General features: G+C 72.7%; 13 protein-coding genes. 5 read left to right on the top strand and 8 right to left on the bottom strand.

All coding sequences use genetic code 11. The features are described from left to right. Nucleotides 1-52 precede the first annotated feature (52 nt). The gene (locus FA582_RS14810) at nt 53-2,362 is read left to right on the top strand and encodes an MMPL family transporter (protein ID WP_010146590.1); all 2,310 of its coding nucleotides are present in this window, start codon (nt 53-55) and stop codon (nt 2,360-2,362) included. A gap of 390 nt (nt 2,363-2,752) precedes the next feature. Here FA582_RS14810 and FA582_RS14805 read toward each other — a convergent pair whose 3' ends face one another. After that, entirely contained in the window at nt 2,753-3,202 is a 450-nt protein-coding gene (locus FA582_RS14805) for a PH domain-containing protein (protein ID WP_010146588.1), read from the bottom strand. Nucleotides 3,203-3,425: 223 nt separating this feature from the next. On the opposite strand from FA582_RS14805, the gene FA582_RS14800 reads away from it, so the two are divergent. Further along, nucleotides 3,426-4,793, top strand: coding sequence for an IS4 family transposase (locus tag FA582_RS14800; protein ID WP_202980108.1), 1,368 nt, complete (start codon nt 3,426-3,428; stop codon nt 4,791-4,793). A 344-nt stretch (nt 4,794-5,137) separates the two neighbouring features. Here the strand turns inward: FA582_RS14800 and FA582_RS14795 are convergent, their stop codons facing one another. From FA582_RS14795 to FA582_RS14780, 4 genes are read right to left on the bottom strand one after another with little or no spacing between them, the layout of a single operon-like run. Beyond that, nucleotides 5,138-5,974 carry an ABC transporter ATP-binding protein gene (locus tag FA582_RS14795; protein ID WP_010146279.1) on the bottom strand — a complete coding sequence of 279 codons (837 nt, stop codon included), beginning with the start codon at nt 5,972-5,974 and terminating at the stop codon, nt 5,138-5,140. Then, nucleotides 5,971-7,008, bottom strand: a complete 1,038-nt coding sequence (locus FA582_RS14790) for a FecCD family ABC transporter permease (protein WP_010146278.1) — start codon at nt 7,006-7,008, stop codon at nt 5,971-5,973. The genes FA582_RS14795 and FA582_RS14790 overlap by 4 nt, the downstream gene beginning before the upstream one ends. Continuing rightward, nucleotides 7,005-8,051: a FecCD family ABC transporter permease gene (locus tag FA582_RS14785; protein ID WP_010146277.1), complete on the bottom strand. Its 1,047-nt coding sequence runs from the start codon at nt 8,049-8,051 to the stop codon at nt 7,005-7,007. The genes FA582_RS14790 and FA582_RS14785 overlap by 4 nt, the downstream gene beginning before the upstream one ends. Further along, nucleotides 8,048-9,097 (bottom strand): iron-siderophore ABC transporter substrate-binding protein, encoded by a 1,050-nt coding sequence (locus tag FA582_RS14780; RefSeq protein ID WP_010146276.1) that lies wholly within the window; start codon nt 9,095-9,097, stop codon nt 8,048-8,050. The genes FA582_RS14785 and FA582_RS14780 overlap by 4 nt, the downstream gene beginning before the upstream one ends. Nucleotides 9,098-9,189: 92 nt before the next feature. Between FA582_RS14780 and FA582_RS14775 the strand changes: the two genes are divergently transcribed. Continuing rightward, the gene (locus FA582_RS14775; RefSeq protein WP_010146275.1) at nt 9,190-10,029 is read left to right on the top strand and encodes a siderophore-interacting protein; all 840 of its coding nucleotides are present in this window, start codon (nt 9,190-9,192) and stop codon (nt 10,027-10,029) included. A 24-nt stretch (nt 10,030-10,053) separates the two neighbouring features. Here the strand turns inward: FA582_RS14775 and ilvA are convergent, their stop codons facing one another. Beyond that, nucleotides 10,054-11,328 carry a threonine ammonia-lyase IlvA gene (gene ilvA / locus FA582_RS14770; RefSeq protein ID WP_147899860.1) on the bottom strand — a complete coding sequence of 425 codons (1,275 nt, stop codon included), beginning with the start codon at nt 11,326-11,328 and terminating at the stop codon, nt 10,054-10,056. 135 nt (nt 11,329-11,463) lie between these two features. Here ilvA and FA582_RS14765 point away from each other — a divergent pair, with 135 nt between their 5' ends. Beyond that, a complete protein-coding gene (locus FA582_RS14765; RefSeq protein ID WP_010146273.1) occupies nt 11,464-12,144 on the top strand; it encodes an HAD family hydrolase in 681 nt (226 codons plus the stop codon). Here FA582_RS14765 and FA582_RS14760 read toward each other — a convergent pair. Continuing rightward, nucleotides 12,131-13,150, bottom strand: coding sequence for a 6-phosphofructokinase (locus tag FA582_RS14760; RefSeq protein WP_010146272.1), 1,020 nt, complete (start codon nt 13,148-13,150; stop codon nt 12,131-12,133). The two genes, FA582_RS14765 and FA582_RS14760, sit on opposite strands and share 14 nt — an antisense overlap. Nucleotides 13,151-13,398: 248 nt before the next feature. Between FA582_RS14760 and FA582_RS14755 the strand changes: the two genes are divergently transcribed. Next, nucleotides 13,399-14,007 (top strand): biotin transporter BioY, encoded by a 609-nt coding sequence (locus FA582_RS14755; protein ID WP_010146271.1) that lies wholly within the window; start codon nt 13,399-13,401, stop codon nt 14,005-14,007. 322 nt (nt 14,008-14,329) lie between these two features. Here the strand turns inward: FA582_RS14755 and FA582_RS14750 are convergent, their stop codons facing one another. Beyond that, nucleotides 14,330-15,457, bottom strand: coding sequence for a hypothetical protein (locus tag FA582_RS14750; protein WP_010146270.1), 1,128 nt, complete (start codon nt 15,455-15,457; stop codon nt 14,330-14,332). Nucleotides 15,458-15,506: the final 49 nt, after the last annotated feature.

Here is a 15,506-nt window from a genome sequence, read left to right as displayed (position 1 = left end):
GTACCTACCTGACGACTTGAGCCCAGCCTACGCCGGAGGTCACGCGTCCACCATGTCTCGCCTCATCACCACCCTCACCGCCCCGCGGTCCTGGGTCATCGCCCTGGTCGGGCTCCTGCTGGGCGTCGGGCTCATCGCCGGCATCGGCCAGGCCGAGCGGACCGCCTCGCCGCTGGACACCCTGCCGGCCGGCTTCGACAGCACGCAGGGCCAGGCGCTGCTCGACGAGCTGCCGGACGAGGGCAGCAAGACGGCGATCGTCCTCTTCACCGCGGACGCGGACATCGAGAGCGCCCTGCCCGAGCTCGGCCAGCTCATGGAGGACGTCGCCCCGGAGGGGGCCGAGGCTCCCTCGACCGGTGGCGAGGGTGGACCACCGCAGGGGGCGGACGACGGCTCGGCTCCGTCTGAGGGGGCCGACGCGGCCGCCTCGACCGGCAGGCCCGAGGGTGAGGGTGCACCGGCGGACGCCGATGCAGAGGGCGCGGACGCGGCAGGGGGCTCAGCCGAGGAGGGCGAGCAGGCGGCCGGGGGGCCGCCACCGGGTGTCGTCGGCGACTACCCCGTCATCCCCGCCGAGGACGGCACCGCCGCCATCAGCGTGCTCGCGCTGGACGCGCCGACGGCCACCGACTCGCAGGAGGTCGTGACCCAGCTGCGCACCGACCTGGCCGACGGCGCGCCCGAGGGGATCACCGCCCAGGTCACCGGCCCGGCCGCGATCGAGGCCGACCTCGCCTCGGTCTTCGACGGCGCCAACATCACCCTGCTCGGCGCGACTGCGACCGTCGTGGCGCTCCTGCTCATCGTGACCTACCGCAGCCCGGTGCTCTGGGTCATCCCGCTGCTCGTCGTCGGCGTGGCCGACCAGGTCGCCGCCACCGCCGCGACCTATGCCCTCAAGGCCGTGAGCATCCCCTGGGACGAGTCGACCATCGGGATCCTGTCGGTCCTCGTCTTCGGTGCCGGCACCAACTACGCGCTGCTGCTCATCAGCCGCTACCGCGACGAGCTGCGACGGCATACCTCTCGGCACGAGGCGATGGCCGTGGCGCTGCGGCGGGCGGCCGAGGCGATCATCGCCAGCGCCAGCACCGTCGTGGTCGGCGTGCTGTGCCTGCTGCTCTCGGCCTTCCCCTCCACCCGCGGGCTCGGGCTCGCCTGCGCCGTCGGGGTGCTCGTGGCCATGGCCTTCGTGCTCGTCGTGCTGCCCGGCGCGCTCGTGCTCTTCGGCCGGTGGATCTTCTGGCCGCAGGTCCCCCGCGAGGGGCAGCCGGTGCTGGCCGAGTCGCGATCGCTGTGGCGTCGCATCGGTGACCGGGTCGCGAAGGCCCCCGCGGCATACATCGCCGGGACGCTCGTGCTGCTCGCCGCCATGGCCTTCGGCCTCACCCAGATCCGCAGCGGGCTCGCGCCGGAGGACCAGTTCCTCCAGACGCCCGAGGCGATCACGGCGGCGGAACGGCTGGGGGAGTCCTTCCCCGCCGGCACCTCCGACCCGCTCGTGGTCGTGACGCGCGGTGACGAGGCGCAGCTGGAGGAGCTCGTGGGCGTGGTGGGCGATATCGAGGGCGTCACCCAGGCCACGCCGGTCGAGCCGGTCGACGGCATCGGCCAGGTGCAGGTCGTCCTCGACGCCGATCCGGGGAGTGAGGAGGCCGAGGCTGCCGTCGTCGAGCTGCGCGGTGCGGTCGGCGGCTATGCCGAGACCTACGTCACCGGCGGCGACGCGTCGGCCCTCGACGAGGGTGAGGGCAACCTGCGCGACCGCTTCGTGGTCCTGCCGCTCATCCTCGTGCTGGTGCTCCTCGCGCTCATGGCGCTGCTGCGCTCGGTGCTGGCGCCGGTGATCCTCATCGCCTCCGTGGTGACGACCTTCTGCGCGGCGCTGGGCGTGTCGTGGTGGCTCTTCACCGGGGTCTTCGGCTTCGCGGCGATCGATGCGGGGATGCCTTTGCTGGCCTTCCTGTTCCTGGTGGCGCTGGGCGTGGACTACAACATCTTCCTCATCACCAGGACCCTGGAGGAGGCCGGCGAGCACGGCACCCGCGACGGCGTGCTGCGAGCGCTGGGCGCGACCGGCGGCGTCATCACCAGCGCGGGCATCCTGCTCGCCGCGGTCTTCGCGGTGCTCGGCGTGCTGCCGTTGGTGGTGCTGGCCCAGCTCGGTGTCGTCATCTGCATCGGTGTGCTCCTCGACACCCTCGTGGTGCGGACCGTGCTGGTGCCCGCGATCGTGCGGGTCCTCGGCGAGCGCTTCTGGTGGCCGCGACGGGTCGACCACGCCGGTCGCCACCGCCCTGAGGGTGAGCCGACCAAGGATGCCGACGAGCCGAGCGGCCAGGTGGCCGCCCCGGCCTGACCGGGGGCCGCGGAGGCTGCTTGATCGGTGGCCTGGCGGGCAGCTCCGGAGGGGCCGGCGGTCTCGGTGGCGCGCCCCTGCTGGCGTGGTGCGTGGTGGGTGTGGGTCGTCAGGGCCACCCAGAGCCACCACGGTCCTCGATGACCAGTGCAGGTGTGTGGTGGGTGTGGGTCGTCAGAGCGACCCGGAGCCACCACGGTCCCCGATGACCAGCGCAGGTGTGTGGTGGGTGTGGGCCGTCAGAGCGACCCGGAGCCACCACGGTCCCCGGTGACAGGCGGCGGGACCCGCCCGCCCGCCGAGTCCGAGAAGCCTGCCTGGGCGAGGGCTCTCGGCTCGGTCGGGGTGCGATGCCTGGTGGACTCAGCCGGGGTGCGATACCTGGTGGACTCAGCCGGGGTGCGATGCCTGGTGGTGCCAGGTATGCAGCTGCGCCACCTCGGGCTCCGTGAGCAACCTGCCTGCGGCCAGGGTCCTGCCGTCGTGGGCCCGGATCTCGAGGCGTGTGGTCGTCTCCTGGTGCCTGCGGAGGGGGCGGGCGGGAGCGGGCCGGATTCGGGCGACCTCGCCCCACGGGGTGAACCGCCGGCCGTTCAGCCGGCTGCGGTGCAGGCCCTCGGCGTCGGCTCGCACGGTCAGCATCCTGGTCATCCTCCCGGTCAGCGCCAGGATGAGCATCACGACCGACAGGAGGAGGAAGGCGACCGAGACGGCTGCCCAGGCCCCGCCGTCACCCCACCGCTGAGCCGCCTGGATCAGCCACACCACCACCTGCAGCGCCCACAGGACCGTCTGGCCCCACGAGGTACGTCGCGGCGGCAGGATCCGGACGCTCGGCATGCCAGGGATCTTGGCATGCCGAGCGAGCTGGTGCAGCGCGTCCCGCCAGCAAGCAGCCGGCGAAGCGTCCCAGTTCGGGGGGTTAGGCGCAATGCCGCGCAGTTAGTGGTGTGGCTGGTGTTGCAAGTGTGACTGCTGGTCGGCGTGTCGGGCGCAGAGCAACGGAGCTCCCCCGGTAGTGAAGGGATGTCCTGCAAGACGTCCCGCTACCGATGGAGCTCCGTTGTCGTCCCAGTCTGTCATCTCTGCGCGGGTGCTCGCGCCGGTGGACCCCTTCGCCGCAGGTCATCTGGGCGAGCTGACCCGGATCGTCTCCGTCGATCTGGTCGACGCGGCGATCGAGACCGCGGGGGCGGCCCAGAAACGGGTGCGGCGCCTGCCCACGAGGGTGGTCGTCTACCTCCTGCTGGCCGCGGTGCTGTTCGCCGACGTCGGCTACCAGCAGGTGCTGCGACGCTTGGTCTGCGGTGCGGGCCTGAGCGTGAAGCCGCCGGGAAGCTCGGCGCTGTCCCAGGCCTTTCGGCGCATCGGGGTCGCCCCGTTGCGCGAGCTGTTCGACCTGGTTCGTGGGCCGGCGGCCGGGTCCCCGCGCTGGCACGGCCTGTTGGTGTGCGCGATCGACGGGACCACGATGGCGGTCCCGGACAGCGCCGCCAACGCGGCGGGCTTCGGCCGGCAGACCGCCCGTCCGGGCTCCCCGGCCGGGTATCCGATGCTGAGGCTGGTCAGCATCATCGCGTGCGGCTCACGCACCGTCCTGGACGCTGTCTTCGGGTCCTACCTGGTCGGTGAGACCACCTACGCCCCCCGCCTGGCCGGCTGCCTGCGACCCGGCATGATCCTGCTCGGTGACCGCAACTTCGCCGCCACGGCACTGCTGGAGCAGTTCGCCGCCACCGGCGCCGACCTGCTCATCCGGTGCAAGAACGACCGCCGCTTCCAGGTCCTGTCCCACCTGGGCGACGGCACCCGGATCGTGGCCCTCGGCCAGCTGCGGGTGCGTGTCATCGACGCCCGGATCACCGTGGACCTGGGTTCGGGCGGTGAGCAGCGCACCGGCCGGTACCGCCTGGTCACGACCCTGACCGACCCCCTCCTGCACCCGGCAATGGAGATCGTGGAGCTCTACCACCAACGGTGGGAGATCGAGACCAGCTACCGAGAGGCCAAGGCGAGGATCCTGGATGGGCGGGTCCTGCGCGCACGCACCCCCGCCGGCATCGCCCAGGAGGTCTACGCCGTCCTGATCGTCCACCAGGCACTACGAACCGCGATCGCCGACACCGCCCTGAGCACCGCCGGCGGCGTCGCGCCCGACCGGCTCAGCCTCACCATCGCCCTGACCGCCGCCCGCGACAGCATCCACAACGCGGCGAGCATCCTCACCCAGAGCGGCACCGACCTGACCGGGCGCATCGGGGCAGCGGTCCTGGACGGCCTCATGCCCGCCCGCCGATCACGCTCAAGCCCCAGAGTCACCAAACGCGCCATCTCAAAGCACCGCGCCAAAGGGACCGTCGACCGGAACAACTACCAGACCACGATCACGACACACCTGCTCACCGTCCTTGACACCAACCACGACGGCTAACTGCGCGGCATTGGGGTTAGGCGGGGTGGACCCCGGGGGCTCGTCAGACGGAAGTGCTCATCGACGGCCCTGCCCCGCCGTCGTGTGGTGGGTGTGGGCCCTCAGGGCGACGTGGGGCCACCACGGTCCCCGACAGCCAGCGTGCGTATGTGGTGGGTGTGTGTCGTCAGGGCGACCCGGAGCCACCACGGTCCCCGACAGTCAGCGCGGGTGTGTGGTGGGCGTGGGTCGTCAGGGCGACCCGGAGCCACCACGGACCTCGGCCACCAGGGGAGGGCTGGTCACCGCCAGCTCCTCAGGCCGACGGTCCGCGGCCACCTGGGGAGCGTGGTGGGCGCGTGTCGTCAGAGCGTCCCGGAGCCACCACGCACGTCGACGCCGACCGCGGTGTGGTGGCGGCCGATGGGCAGGATCATCGGCTTGCCGGACACCGGGTCGGGAATGACCTGGCTCGGCATCCCGAAGACGGCGTCCACCACCTCGGCGGTGAGGACGTCCTGCGGCGCCCCGGAGGCCACGACCCGGCCGCCGGCCATCGCGACGAGGCGGTCGGCATACCGCGCCGCGAGGTTGAGGTCGTGCAGGACCATGACCACCGTGGTGCCCCGCGTGGCGTTGAGGTCGGTGAGCAGGTCGAGGACCTCGACCTGGTGGCTGATGTCGAGGAAGGTCGTCGGCTCGTCGAGGAGCAGGATGTCGGTCTGCTGCGCGAGGGCCATGGCGATCCAGACCCGCTGGCGCTGACCGCCGGAGAGCTCGTCGACCGCGCGGTCCACCAGGTCACCGGTCCCCGTCAGCTCCAGCGCCTGCGCCACGGCGAGGTCGTCGGCGGCGCTCCACCGGCTGAGCATCCGCTGGTGCGGGCTGCGGCCGCGGGCCACGAGGTCCCCGACCGCGATCCCCTCCGGCGCCGTCGGCGACTGCGGCAGCAGCCCCAGCGTGCGGGCCACCACCTTGGTGGGCTGGCGGTGGATGTCGGCGCCGTCGAGCACGACCTGCCCGGCGCCGGGCCGCAGCAGCCGCGACAGGGCCCGCAGCACGGTGGACTTGCCGCACGCGTTGGCGCCGACGATCGCGGTGATCCGCCCCGGCTCGATGCCCAGGTCGAGGTCCTCGACGACGGTGCGGTCGGCATACCCCAGCCGTACGCCCTCGGCGCGCAGCGTGTGCGAGTCGGTCACAGCGACCCTCCTGAACGGTTGGTGCGGATGAGCAGGTAGACGAGATAGGGCGCGCCCAGCGCCCCGGTCACGGCGCCGACCGGGTAGCGGGTGCCGAAGGCGTGCTGGCCGACGAGGTCGGCGGCCAGCACGAGGAGCGAGCCGACCAGCGCCGAGGGCACGACGAGAGACCCGCCCGACCCGGCGATCCGGGCCGCGATCGGCCCGGAGAGGAAGGCCACGAAGGCGATGGGACCGGCCGCGGCGGTCGCGAAGGCGATGAGGGTCACGGCGACCGCGATGACGGTGAAGCGGGTCCGCTCCACCCGCACCCCCAGCGCCGCGGCCGTGTCGTCGCCGTGCTGCATGAGCGAGAGCCCGCGCGACTGGGCCACGAGGACCGGCAGGAGCACCAGGCAGGCCACGACCAGGGGCAGCACGGTCGTCCAGGAGGCGCCGTTGACGCTGCCGGTCAGCCACCGCATCGCGGTCTGCAGGTCCCACGTCGCGGCCCGCACGATGACGTAGGACACGACCGAGTCGAGCATCGCCGAGATGCCGATGCCGATGAGGATGAGCCGGGTGCCGAGCACGCCGTCGCGGTAGGCCAGCAGGTAGATCACGGTCGCCGTCGCCAGCGCCGCCAGGATCGCCAGGCCGGAGACGACGGCCTCGTCGAGGTGCAGCACGACGAGCCCGATGACGGCGGCCGCGCTGGCGCCGGCGCTGATCCCGATGATGTCGGGGGAGGCGAGCGGGTTGCGCAGCATCGTCTGGAAGGTCACCCCGGCCGCCCCGAGCGCCGCCCCGGCGGCCAGCGCCAGCACCGCCCGCGGCAGCCGCAGCGTCCCCACGGTGAAGGAGGCGCCCGGCACGTCCTGCCCGAGGAGGACGCCGAGCACCTCGCCCGGGCCGTAGAACGTCTGCCCCACCATGAGGCTCACCGCGAAGAGCGCCGCGACGACGGTGGCCAGTGCTATGACGGTCCGCCGCCGGTGCGCGCCACGGCTGCGCCGGCCGGCCCGCAGAGCCTCGAGGGTGGTCGTGGCGCTCACAGCGCCCTCGCCCGCATGCGGCGCACGATGAGGATGAAGACCGGCGCCCCGACGAGGGCGGTGACGATGCCGACGTCGACCTCGCTCGGCCGGGCGACGACCCGTCCGATGACATCGGCGAGGGTGAGCAGGATCGCGCCGGTGACGACCGAGGCCGGCAGCAGCCAGCGGTGGTCGCTTCCGACGAGCAACCGGCAGGTATGCGGCACCACCAGGCCGACGAAGCCGATGGGTCCGGCGACGGCGGTCGCCGCGGCGCACAGCATCACCGCGCCGATGGCCGCGGTCGCCCGGGTGAGGCCGACGTGCTCGCCGAGCCCGGCCGCGAGGTCGTCGCCGAGGGCGAGGGAGTTGAGGCCGCGAGCCGTCCCGACGCACAGCAGCGCCCCGACGAGGAGGAAGGGCGCGACCGTGACGATCTTGTCGATGCTCGCCCCGCCGACACCGCCGATCTGCCAGAAGCGGAAGGAGTCCATGACGTCGATCCGGGGGAGCAGGACGGCGCTGATGAGCGAGCTGAAGGCCGACGAGATCGCGGCTCCCGCGAGCGCCAGCTTGAGCGGGGTGGCGCCGCCGCGCCCGAGCGAGCCCACGGCATACACGAAGGAGGCGGCGAGACCGGCGCCGATGATCGCGACCCAGATGAAGCCGGTCGGGGAGGCGAGGCCGAAGAACGCGATGCCGCTGACGACGGCCAGAGAGGCGCCGGTGGTGACGCCGAGGATGCCCGGGTCGGCCAGCGGGTTGCGGGTGACGCCCTGCATGACCGCGCCGGCCAGACCGAGCGCCGCGCCGACGAGCATGGCCAGGATCGTCCGGGGTATGCGTTGACGCACCGCGGCCTGGGAGACGTTGGCCTCCGAGCCGGTCAGGGCGGCGACGAGGTCGCCGAGGGCGATGTCGCGGGCGCCGAAGGTGACCGAGAGCAGCCCGGCCGCGACGAGCGCGACGAGGGCGAGCAGCAGGAGCCCGGCACGGCTGACCGCCGCCGACCGCCGGGGGGCGGTCGGCGGCGGTGTCACCGGTGCCAGGGTCAGCGTCATTGCGCCTGGGCGACCGCGTCGTCGAGGAGCCCGAGGTAGTCGCTCAGGCCCCACTCGATCGACAGCGGCGAGGGGTTCGTGGACGCCGCGAGCGGGGTGTTGTCCTCGAGCACGACGACGGCGCCGTTCTCCACGGCCGGGATGGCCGAGAGCAGCGGGTCGTCCTGGATGGCCTCAAGGGTCTCCTCGGTGCCGTAGGTGACGATGAGCTCGACGTCGTCGAAGGAGTCGCTCTCCTCGGCGCTGACGGTCTCGTAGAACGCCTCGCTGCTGCCGGAGATCTCCTCGACCGTCGTCGGCACGCCCGTGCCGAGCTGCTCGAGGAACATCGCCCGCGGGTCGGCCGTGGTGTAGAAGCCGACCTGGCTGAGGTCGTTGGGGTCGAGGTAGGCGAACATCGCGTTGGTCCCCTCGAGCTCGGGGTGCTCCGCCGCCGCGTCCGCGATCTGCTGCTCCAGCTCGGCGTTGAGCTGCTCGCCCTCCTCGGCCAGCCCGAGGGCCTGGCTGTTGAGCGAGATCATGTCGGCCATGCTCGTGTTCCACGCCGTCTCGGGGTAGGCGACGACGGGGGCGATCTGGCTGAGCGTGTCGTACTCCTCCTGCGTCAGGCCGGAGTAGGCCGCGAGGATGACGTCGGGCTCGGTGTCGGCGACGGCCTCGAAGTCGATGCCGTCCGCCTCGTCGAAGAGCACCGGGGTCTCTGCGTCGAGCTCGGTGAGGCGGTCCTCGACCCACGGGAGGACCCCGTCGCCGTCGTCGTCGCCCCAGGCGGCCTCGCTCATGCCGACGGGCACGACGCCCAGGGCCAGGGGCACCTCGTGGTTGGACCAGGCGACGGTGGCGACCCGCTCGGGCTGCTCCTCGATGGTCGTCTCACCGAAGGCGTGGCTCACGGTGACGGGGAAGGCACCCGCGTCGGCCTCGGGGGCGGCGGACCCGGCCTCGGTGTCCTCGCCCTCTCCCGTCGAGGCGCCGCCGCCGCACGCGGCGAGGACGAGTGCGGTGGTCAGCGCGAGGCCGACGCTCGTCGTCCGAGAGGTACTCATGGGTCTCCTTAGGTCAGTTAGGTAAGGCAGGCCTCATATATATACGATGCACCTGTGTGTACCAATTCGACGTGGAGCAAGGGGATCCGCTGATGGGCCGCAGAACCGCACAGGTCGCCCGACGCAAGCCGGTGGACGCCCGTCCGCTGCGGGTGCAGGTGCTCCACCGCTCCCGGCCGCTGCCCTCGCTCGCGCGGGTGACGCTGGGCGGAGGGGAGATCGCCGACCTCACGCCGATGGGCTTCGACCAGTGGTTCCGGCTCTTCCTGCCCACCGGCGGGATCGACTCGTTGCGGCACGTCCCGCAGGCGCTCACCACGGCGAGCTACGCCCGCTTCATGCTCGTCCCGGCCGACGAGCGGCCGATCATCCGCAACTACACCATCCGTGCCTACCGTGAGACCGGGATCCACGGCGAGGGCCCGGAGATCGACGTCGATCTCGTCGTCCACGGCAGCCCGGAGGAGGGCACCTGCGGCCCGGCTTCGACCTGGGCGCAGACCTGCGCGGTCGGCGACGAGGTCGCGATCATCGACGAGGGCGCGATCTACGCCGGCCCCGAGGAGGCGCAGGTGCTGCTCGCCGCAGACGAGTCCGGTCTCCCCGCGCTCGCCGGCATCCTGCGCGACCTGCCCTGCGCGGCCCAGGGGGTCGCCGTGGTGGAGGTGCCGCACCCCGACGACCGGCACGACCTCGGCGGTCCGGACGGGGTCGAGGTGCGCTGGGTCGTGCGCGGCGCGCCCGGCGGCCGCCCCGGCACCGCTGCGCTGGCCGAGCTCGCGACCGTCCCGGTGCCCGAGGGCGAGGTGTATGCCTGGGTCGCCGGCGAGTCCGACCTCGCGACCTCCGCGCGTCGCCACTGGGTGCGTCACGGCATACCCAAGGCGCAGATCAGCTTCTGCGGCTACTGGAAGTCCGGCACCAGCCACTGAGACGCCCGGCGCTGCGGGCCCCGCTCAGAGGATGAAGCGGAAGAGCGGGCTGTCGGGCTGGATCGGCTCGATCTGCATCGAGCTGGCGTCCATCCGCTCGAGCAGGGGCGCGAGGTCCTCCCGCGCACCGAGCTCGATGCCCACGAGGGCGGGCCCGGTCTCGCGGTTGTTGCGCTTGACGTACTCGAACAGCGCGATGTCGTCGTCCGGCCCGAGCACCTCGTTGAGGAACTGCCGCAGCATCCCCGGCTCCTGCGGGAAGTCGACGAGGAAGTAGTGCTTGAGCCCCTCGTGGATGAGCGAGCGCTCCATCACCTCGGGGTAGCGCAGCAGGTCGTTGTTGCCGCCGGACACCACGACGACGACGGTCTGCCCGCTCAGGTCGCCGAGGGACTCCAGCGCCGCCGCCGCGAGCGCCCCGGCGGGCTCGGCGATGATCCCGTCGCTCTGGTAGAGCCGGATCATCTCGGTGCAGATGCGGCCCTCGGGGACGGCCACGAGCGCGGGGGTATGCCGTCGCACCACCTCGAAGGTGTGCGTCCCGACCTTCTGCACCGCGGCGCCGTCGACGAACCGGTCGATCTCGGGCAGGGCGACCGGCTCACCGGCATGGGTGGCGGCCATCATGCTGGCCGCCCCGGCCGGCTCGGCGGCGACGACCTTGACGCCCGGGGCGTGCTCGCCGAACCACGTCAGGCACCCCGCGAGCAGCCCACCGCCGCCGCAGGGCACGACCACGACGTCCGGCGGGTCGGGGAGGTCCTCGCTAATCTCGCGGGCGATCGTGCCCTGACCGGCGATGGTGTGCGGGTGGTCGAAGGCCGGGACGAGGGTGGCGCCGGTCCGCTCGACGTCGGCGAGGGCCGCCGCAGCCGCCTCGTCGTAGGTCCGGCCCCCCACGACCACCTCGACCCAGTCGCCGCCGATGCTCGCCACGCGGTCCCGCTTCTGCCGGGGGGTGTTGGCGGGGAGGTAGATCCGGGCGTTGACGCCGAGCGTGGCGCAGGCGTGCGCGACACCCTGCGCGTGGTTGCCGGCGCTGGCGCAGACGACGCCCGCCCAGATCTGCTCGCTGTCGAGCTGGGCGATGAGGTTGGCGGCCCCCCGGCCCTTGTAGGACCGGACCGGTTGCTGGTCCTCCCGCTTGAGCCAGACGGTCGCACCGGTCTCCTCGGACAGCCGGACGCTGCGCGTGAGGGGGGTGCGGCTGACCCGGCCCGCGATGCGCTCCGCCGCGTCCTCGATGTCCGCCGCCGAGGGCAGCGCCGAGCCAGCGGAGACTGACGGGAGGGACGACATACCTGGATCCTAGGCGGGGTTCATGATGCCCGGGGACACGCCGCATGGGGCCGGCTCAGTCGCGCACGTGAACAGGTGAGCCGCTCCGGGCGGGCGTGTCGTCGGCACGATCGGCCAACCTGCCAGGATCACCGCATGCGCGCCGTACTCTTCGACCTCGACGACACGCTGATCGACCAGCGCTCCGCCATGCGGGCTGCGGTGGTGCCCTGGGCTGCGGAGCAGGGAGTCACCGGAGCCGGGGTGATGGACCGGTGGGATGCCATCGCCGAGCGGCACTACGCCCGCTACCAGCGGCGCGAATGCACCTTCCAGGAGCAGCGGCGGGCGAGGGTGCACGATTTCCTGGGTCTGGACCTGTCCGATGAGGCGGCCGATGCGGTCTTCGGTCGCTACCTCGAGCGGTATGAAGCAGGCTGGGCGCTCCTGCCCGGCGCCGTTGCTGCGCTGACCCGGGTCCGCGCGGCTGGCCTCAGGGTGGGGATCCTGACCAACGGGGACGAGGACCAGCAGAGACGCAAGCTCGACGCGTTTGGGCTGTCGCGGCGGGTGGACGTCCTGGTCGCCTCGTCAGCACTGCCGGCCGGCAAGCCGGATCCGCGGGCCTTCGCTGCCGCGGTCTCGCGGTTGCGCGTTGCCGCTCAGGAGGTGCTCATGGTGGGGGACTCGCTGGAGAAGGATGTCCGCGGAGCCCTGGCTGCTGGGCTGCAGGCGCTGCTCTTCGACCCGGACGGGAGGCATACGGACACCGACGTCCCCCGCATCACCTCACTGGACCAGTTGCTGCCCTCCCTGCGGGCGGTCAGCCGAACATGATCGCGGCTTCGTCCCACTGGTCGCGGGGGACGGTCTTGATCTCGCTCGTGGCGTCGCGCAGGTTGACGTTGACGATGTCCATGCCCTGCAGGGCGACCATCGTGCCCCACTTCTTGGCGCTGACGGAGTCGATGGCGGCGGTGCCGAAACGCGTGGCGAGCACCCGGTCGTAGGAGCTCGGCACGCCGCCGCGCTGCAGGTGGCCGAGGGTGGTGTTGCGGGTCTCGATGCCGGTCCGCTCCTCGACCATGCGGGTCACCCGCTCGCCGATGCCGCCCAGCAGCGGGCGGCCGAAGCCGTCGACCCGGTCGCTGGCCACCTGCTCGTCACCGGCGAAGGTGAAGCCCTCGGCGACGACGATCGTCGGTGCGCGGCCGCGGTCCATGGCGTTCTGGACCCACTCGCACAGCTGCTCGGGGGTGACCGGCACCTCGGGGACGAGGATGGCGTGCGCGCCGCTGGCGATCCCCGCGTGCAGGGCGATCCAGCCGACGTGGCGACCCATGACCTCGACGACCATGCAGCGCGAGTGCGCCTCGCCGGTGGTGCGCAGCCGGTCGATGGACTCGGTCGCGATGGACACGGCCGTGTCGAAGCCGAAGGTGCGGTCGGTGGCCGACAGGTCGTTGTCGATCGTCTTGGGCACGCCGACGACGTTGATGCCCTCGTCGTGGAACATCCGGGCGACGGTGAGCGTGCCCTCGCCGCCGATGGTCACGAGCGCGTCGATCTCGTGCTTGTCCATGACCTCCTTGACCCGGCCGATGCCGCCGGTGCGGATCGGGCTGATCCGGGAGGTGCCCAGGATGGTGCCGCCGACCTTGGAGAGACCCCGCACCCGCTTGCGCGGCAGGGTGATGATGTCGTCCTCGACCAGGCCGCGGAAGCCGTCCTTGATCCCCACGAACTCGTGCTCGTAGATCCGGTCGCCCTTGAGCACCACGCCGCGGATGACGGCGTTGAGTCCGGGGCAGTCGCCGCCTGAGGTCAGCAGGCCGATCTTCATGGGGTGTCCTTCGCAGGGGTGGGAACGACAGTGCGCCGGCCACCCGAGGGCGGTGACCGGCGCCGATGCGTGTCCCAGGGTATGACGTCACGTCACCTCGGTGCCAGTCGCGCCGGGGGAGCGGGGTGAGGCAGTGGGGGGTCGGCGCCGCTGCGGTGGTGGTGAGGTGTGCGCCCGTGCCGTCGGGGTGGTGGGCCGGGTCGGGTGGGGACCGACGGGTCGGGCCGGGCTGTGGCATTCTGTGCGCCATGTCGACCGTCCCCGCCTCGTCCCACAGCTCCTCCCTCGTCCTGGCCGACCGGCTGCTGCCGCGGCGGGGCGTCCTCACCGATATCGGTCTGGTCGCCGGTGGTGTGGTCGTGGTGTCGCTGCTCGCTCTCGTGGAGTTCCGCATCGGGCCCGTCCCGATCACCGGGCAGACCCTCGGCGTGATGCTCGTCGGCTCCGCGCTCGGGATGCGCCGGGGCGCTGCGGCCCTGACGACCTACCTGGTTGCCGGCCTCGCCGGGGCGCCGATCTTCGCCGGCGGCGGGGGGCCGGCCTACCTCGCTCAGCCGTCCTTCGGTTTCATCGTCGGCTTCGTCGCCGCGGCGGCCATCGCCGGGTGGGCCGCCGAGCGCGCCTGGGACCGGCACGTGGGGCTGGCCATGGTCGGCTTCCTGCTCGCCACGGCCGCGCCCTTCCTCGTGGGTGTCCCCTACATGGCGAGCGTCCTCAACATGACCGACCCGGCTGCCATCGCCGCTGCTGGCATCACGCCCTTCATCGTGCCGGGCCTCATCAAGGCCGCCATCGCCGCCGCGATCTTCCCCGCCGCGTGGGCCATCGTGCGGCGCCTGGACTCCAGCCGCGACTGAGCCCCGGGGTGCCGGGATCGCCCTGTGTGGTGAGCGCGGGTCGCCAGAGCGACCTGTACCCACCACGGTCCCAGGGGAGGGCTCCGAGGAGGAGTCCGCTCTGGGTAGCGGTGCCACGCTGTGTGGTGCCTGTGGGTCGCCAGAGCGACCTGTAGCCACCACGGTCCCAGGGGAGGGCTGCCAGGAAGGGGCCGCTCGGGGTGGCGGTGCGCCCTGTGTGGTGGGCGCGGGTCGCCAGAGCGACCTGGAGCCACCACGGTCGCGGGTCGGGTGGGCCCCCATCGAAGCGGGCTGACGTCTCCTGGCCCTCCCAGGCATCCGCTCACCCGGCGTCCTGGGCCTCCTCCAGCTGACGTCGGCCGGTGTCGCGGGCGCTGCGGGCGTCCTCGAGCGTTCGGTCCGCCTCGTCCTGCTCCGCCTGCGCCTGGTCGAGCCGGTCCTGAGCCGTCGCGGCATGGCGCTCGGCCTGAGCCAGCAGCCGCCGGGCCTGCTCCACCCCTGCGGCCGCGATGTCCACGTCGTCCTGTCGCCGACGGGCCACGGCCTCCGTCTCCCGCCTGGCCTCCCGGGCCGTGCTCACCTGCGCCTCGGCGGACTCCAGCTCCTCGCGGAGCCGCTCCACCTCCGCCTCGTGCGCGTCACGGGAGCCGACCTCGCTCGTGTCGTCCGGCTCGGCGGCGTCCCCGTGCTCGCTCGCCTCGTCGTGGACCTCATGCCTGCCTCCGGAGGCGTCCTCAGCCTCGTCCTCGCCTCCAGCAGCGCTGTTTTCGGCACTGCGACTGCCCTTGCCGCCCTCGCCCGCGTCCTCCCCGGCCGCCGACCCCGCTCGCGTCCTGGACTCGGCGTCGGTGGTGGACACCGCAGCCGCGTCCTTCCCGGCCTTGGAGCGGCCCCTGGCCGCGCCGCCCTCGATGCGGGTGAGGACGACCCCGGTGCTCGTGCGCGCGACGGCGTCCGCGACGTCGACCTCGCCGAAGCCGCTGTAAGCCAGCGCCCGGGTCAACGACCCGCTGAGCACGATGTCGCTCGCGCGGGCATCCGCGAGCGCGGCCACGGCGGTGTCCCGCACCTCGGCCTCGGTGCTCGCGGCGAGCGGACCCGGAGCGTGCCGACGGGCGGCCGCGACCCAGTCGGCGAGGACCGCGTCCCGCTCCCCGCGCATCTCCGTCATCCGTGCGGCGTCCATCGCCGACTGGGCGTGTCGCAGCCGGGTGCCGACGTCGCGCAGGCGGTCGAGCACCGGGTCCTCGGCCCGCACCAGCGCGTTGACCGCGGCTGCCGACACGCTCGGCTTGCGCAGCCCACCGATCTCCTTGGCCGTGTCGCGGTGCCCCGCCGCCCGCGCCCGCCCGACCCACTCCTTGCGCGTGGCGACGAAGTCGGCGGGGGCGACGGCATACACCGCGTCCACCGCCGCGCGCAGCGCTTCCTGCGCCGACAGCTCCTCCATCGCCCCAGGCTAGTGACGCGCCGTGCCCTCCCGCCGCCCATCGTCAACG

Source organism: Serinicoccus profundi (assembly GCF_008001015.1).
In the GTDB taxonomy this organism is placed as follows: Bacteria; Actinomycetota; Actinomycetes; order Actinomycetales; family Dermatophilaceae; genus Ornithinicoccus; species Ornithinicoccus profundi.
The sequence above is the reverse complement of the archived record's forward strand: the minus strand, read 5'-3'. Positions and strand labels throughout refer to the sequence as shown.

What these genes read in the sequence shown, in the direction of transcription:
- FA582_RS14775 (WP_010146275.1), top strand. Translation starts at nt 9,190, where the DNA reads ATGGGCCGCAGAACCGCACAGGTCGCCCGACGCAAGCCGGTGGACGCC.
- FA582_RS14810 (WP_010146590.1), top strand. Translation starts at nt 53, where the DNA reads ATGTCTCGCCTCATCACCACCCTCACCGCCCCGCGGTCCTGGGTCATC.
- FA582_RS14780 (WP_010146276.1), bottom strand. Translation starts at nt 9,097, where the DNA reads ATGAGTACCTCTCGGACGACGAGCGTCGGCCTCGCGCTGACCACCGCA.
- FA582_RS14755 (WP_010146271.1), top strand. Translation starts at nt 13,399, where the DNA reads ATGTCGACCGTCCCCGCCTCGTCCCACAGCTCCTCCCTCGTCCTGGCC.
- FA582_RS14805 (WP_010146588.1), bottom strand. Translation starts at nt 3,202, where the DNA reads ATGCCGAGCGTCCGGATCCTGCCGCCGCGACGTACCTCGTGGGGCCAG.
- FA582_RS14760 (WP_010146272.1), bottom strand. Translation starts at nt 13,150, where the DNA reads ATGAAGATCGGCCTGCTGACCTCAGGCGGCGACTGCCCCGGACTCAAC.
- FA582_RS14765 (WP_010146273.1), top strand. Translation starts at nt 11,464, where the DNA reads ATGCGCGCCGTACTCTTCGACCTCGACGACACGCTGATCGACCAGCGC.
- FA582_RS14785 (WP_010146277.1), bottom strand. Translation starts at nt 8,051, where the DNA reads ATGACGCTGACCCTGGCACCGGTGACACCGCCGCCGACCGCCCCCCGG.
- FA582_RS14750 (WP_010146270.1), bottom strand. Translation starts at nt 15,457, where the DNA reads ATGGAGGAGCTGTCGGCGCAGGAAGCGCTGCGCGCGGCGGTGGACGCG.
- ilvA (WP_147899860.1), bottom strand. Translation starts at nt 11,328, where the DNA reads ATGTCGTCCCTCCCGTCAGTCTCCGCTGGCTCGGCGCTGCCCTCGGCG.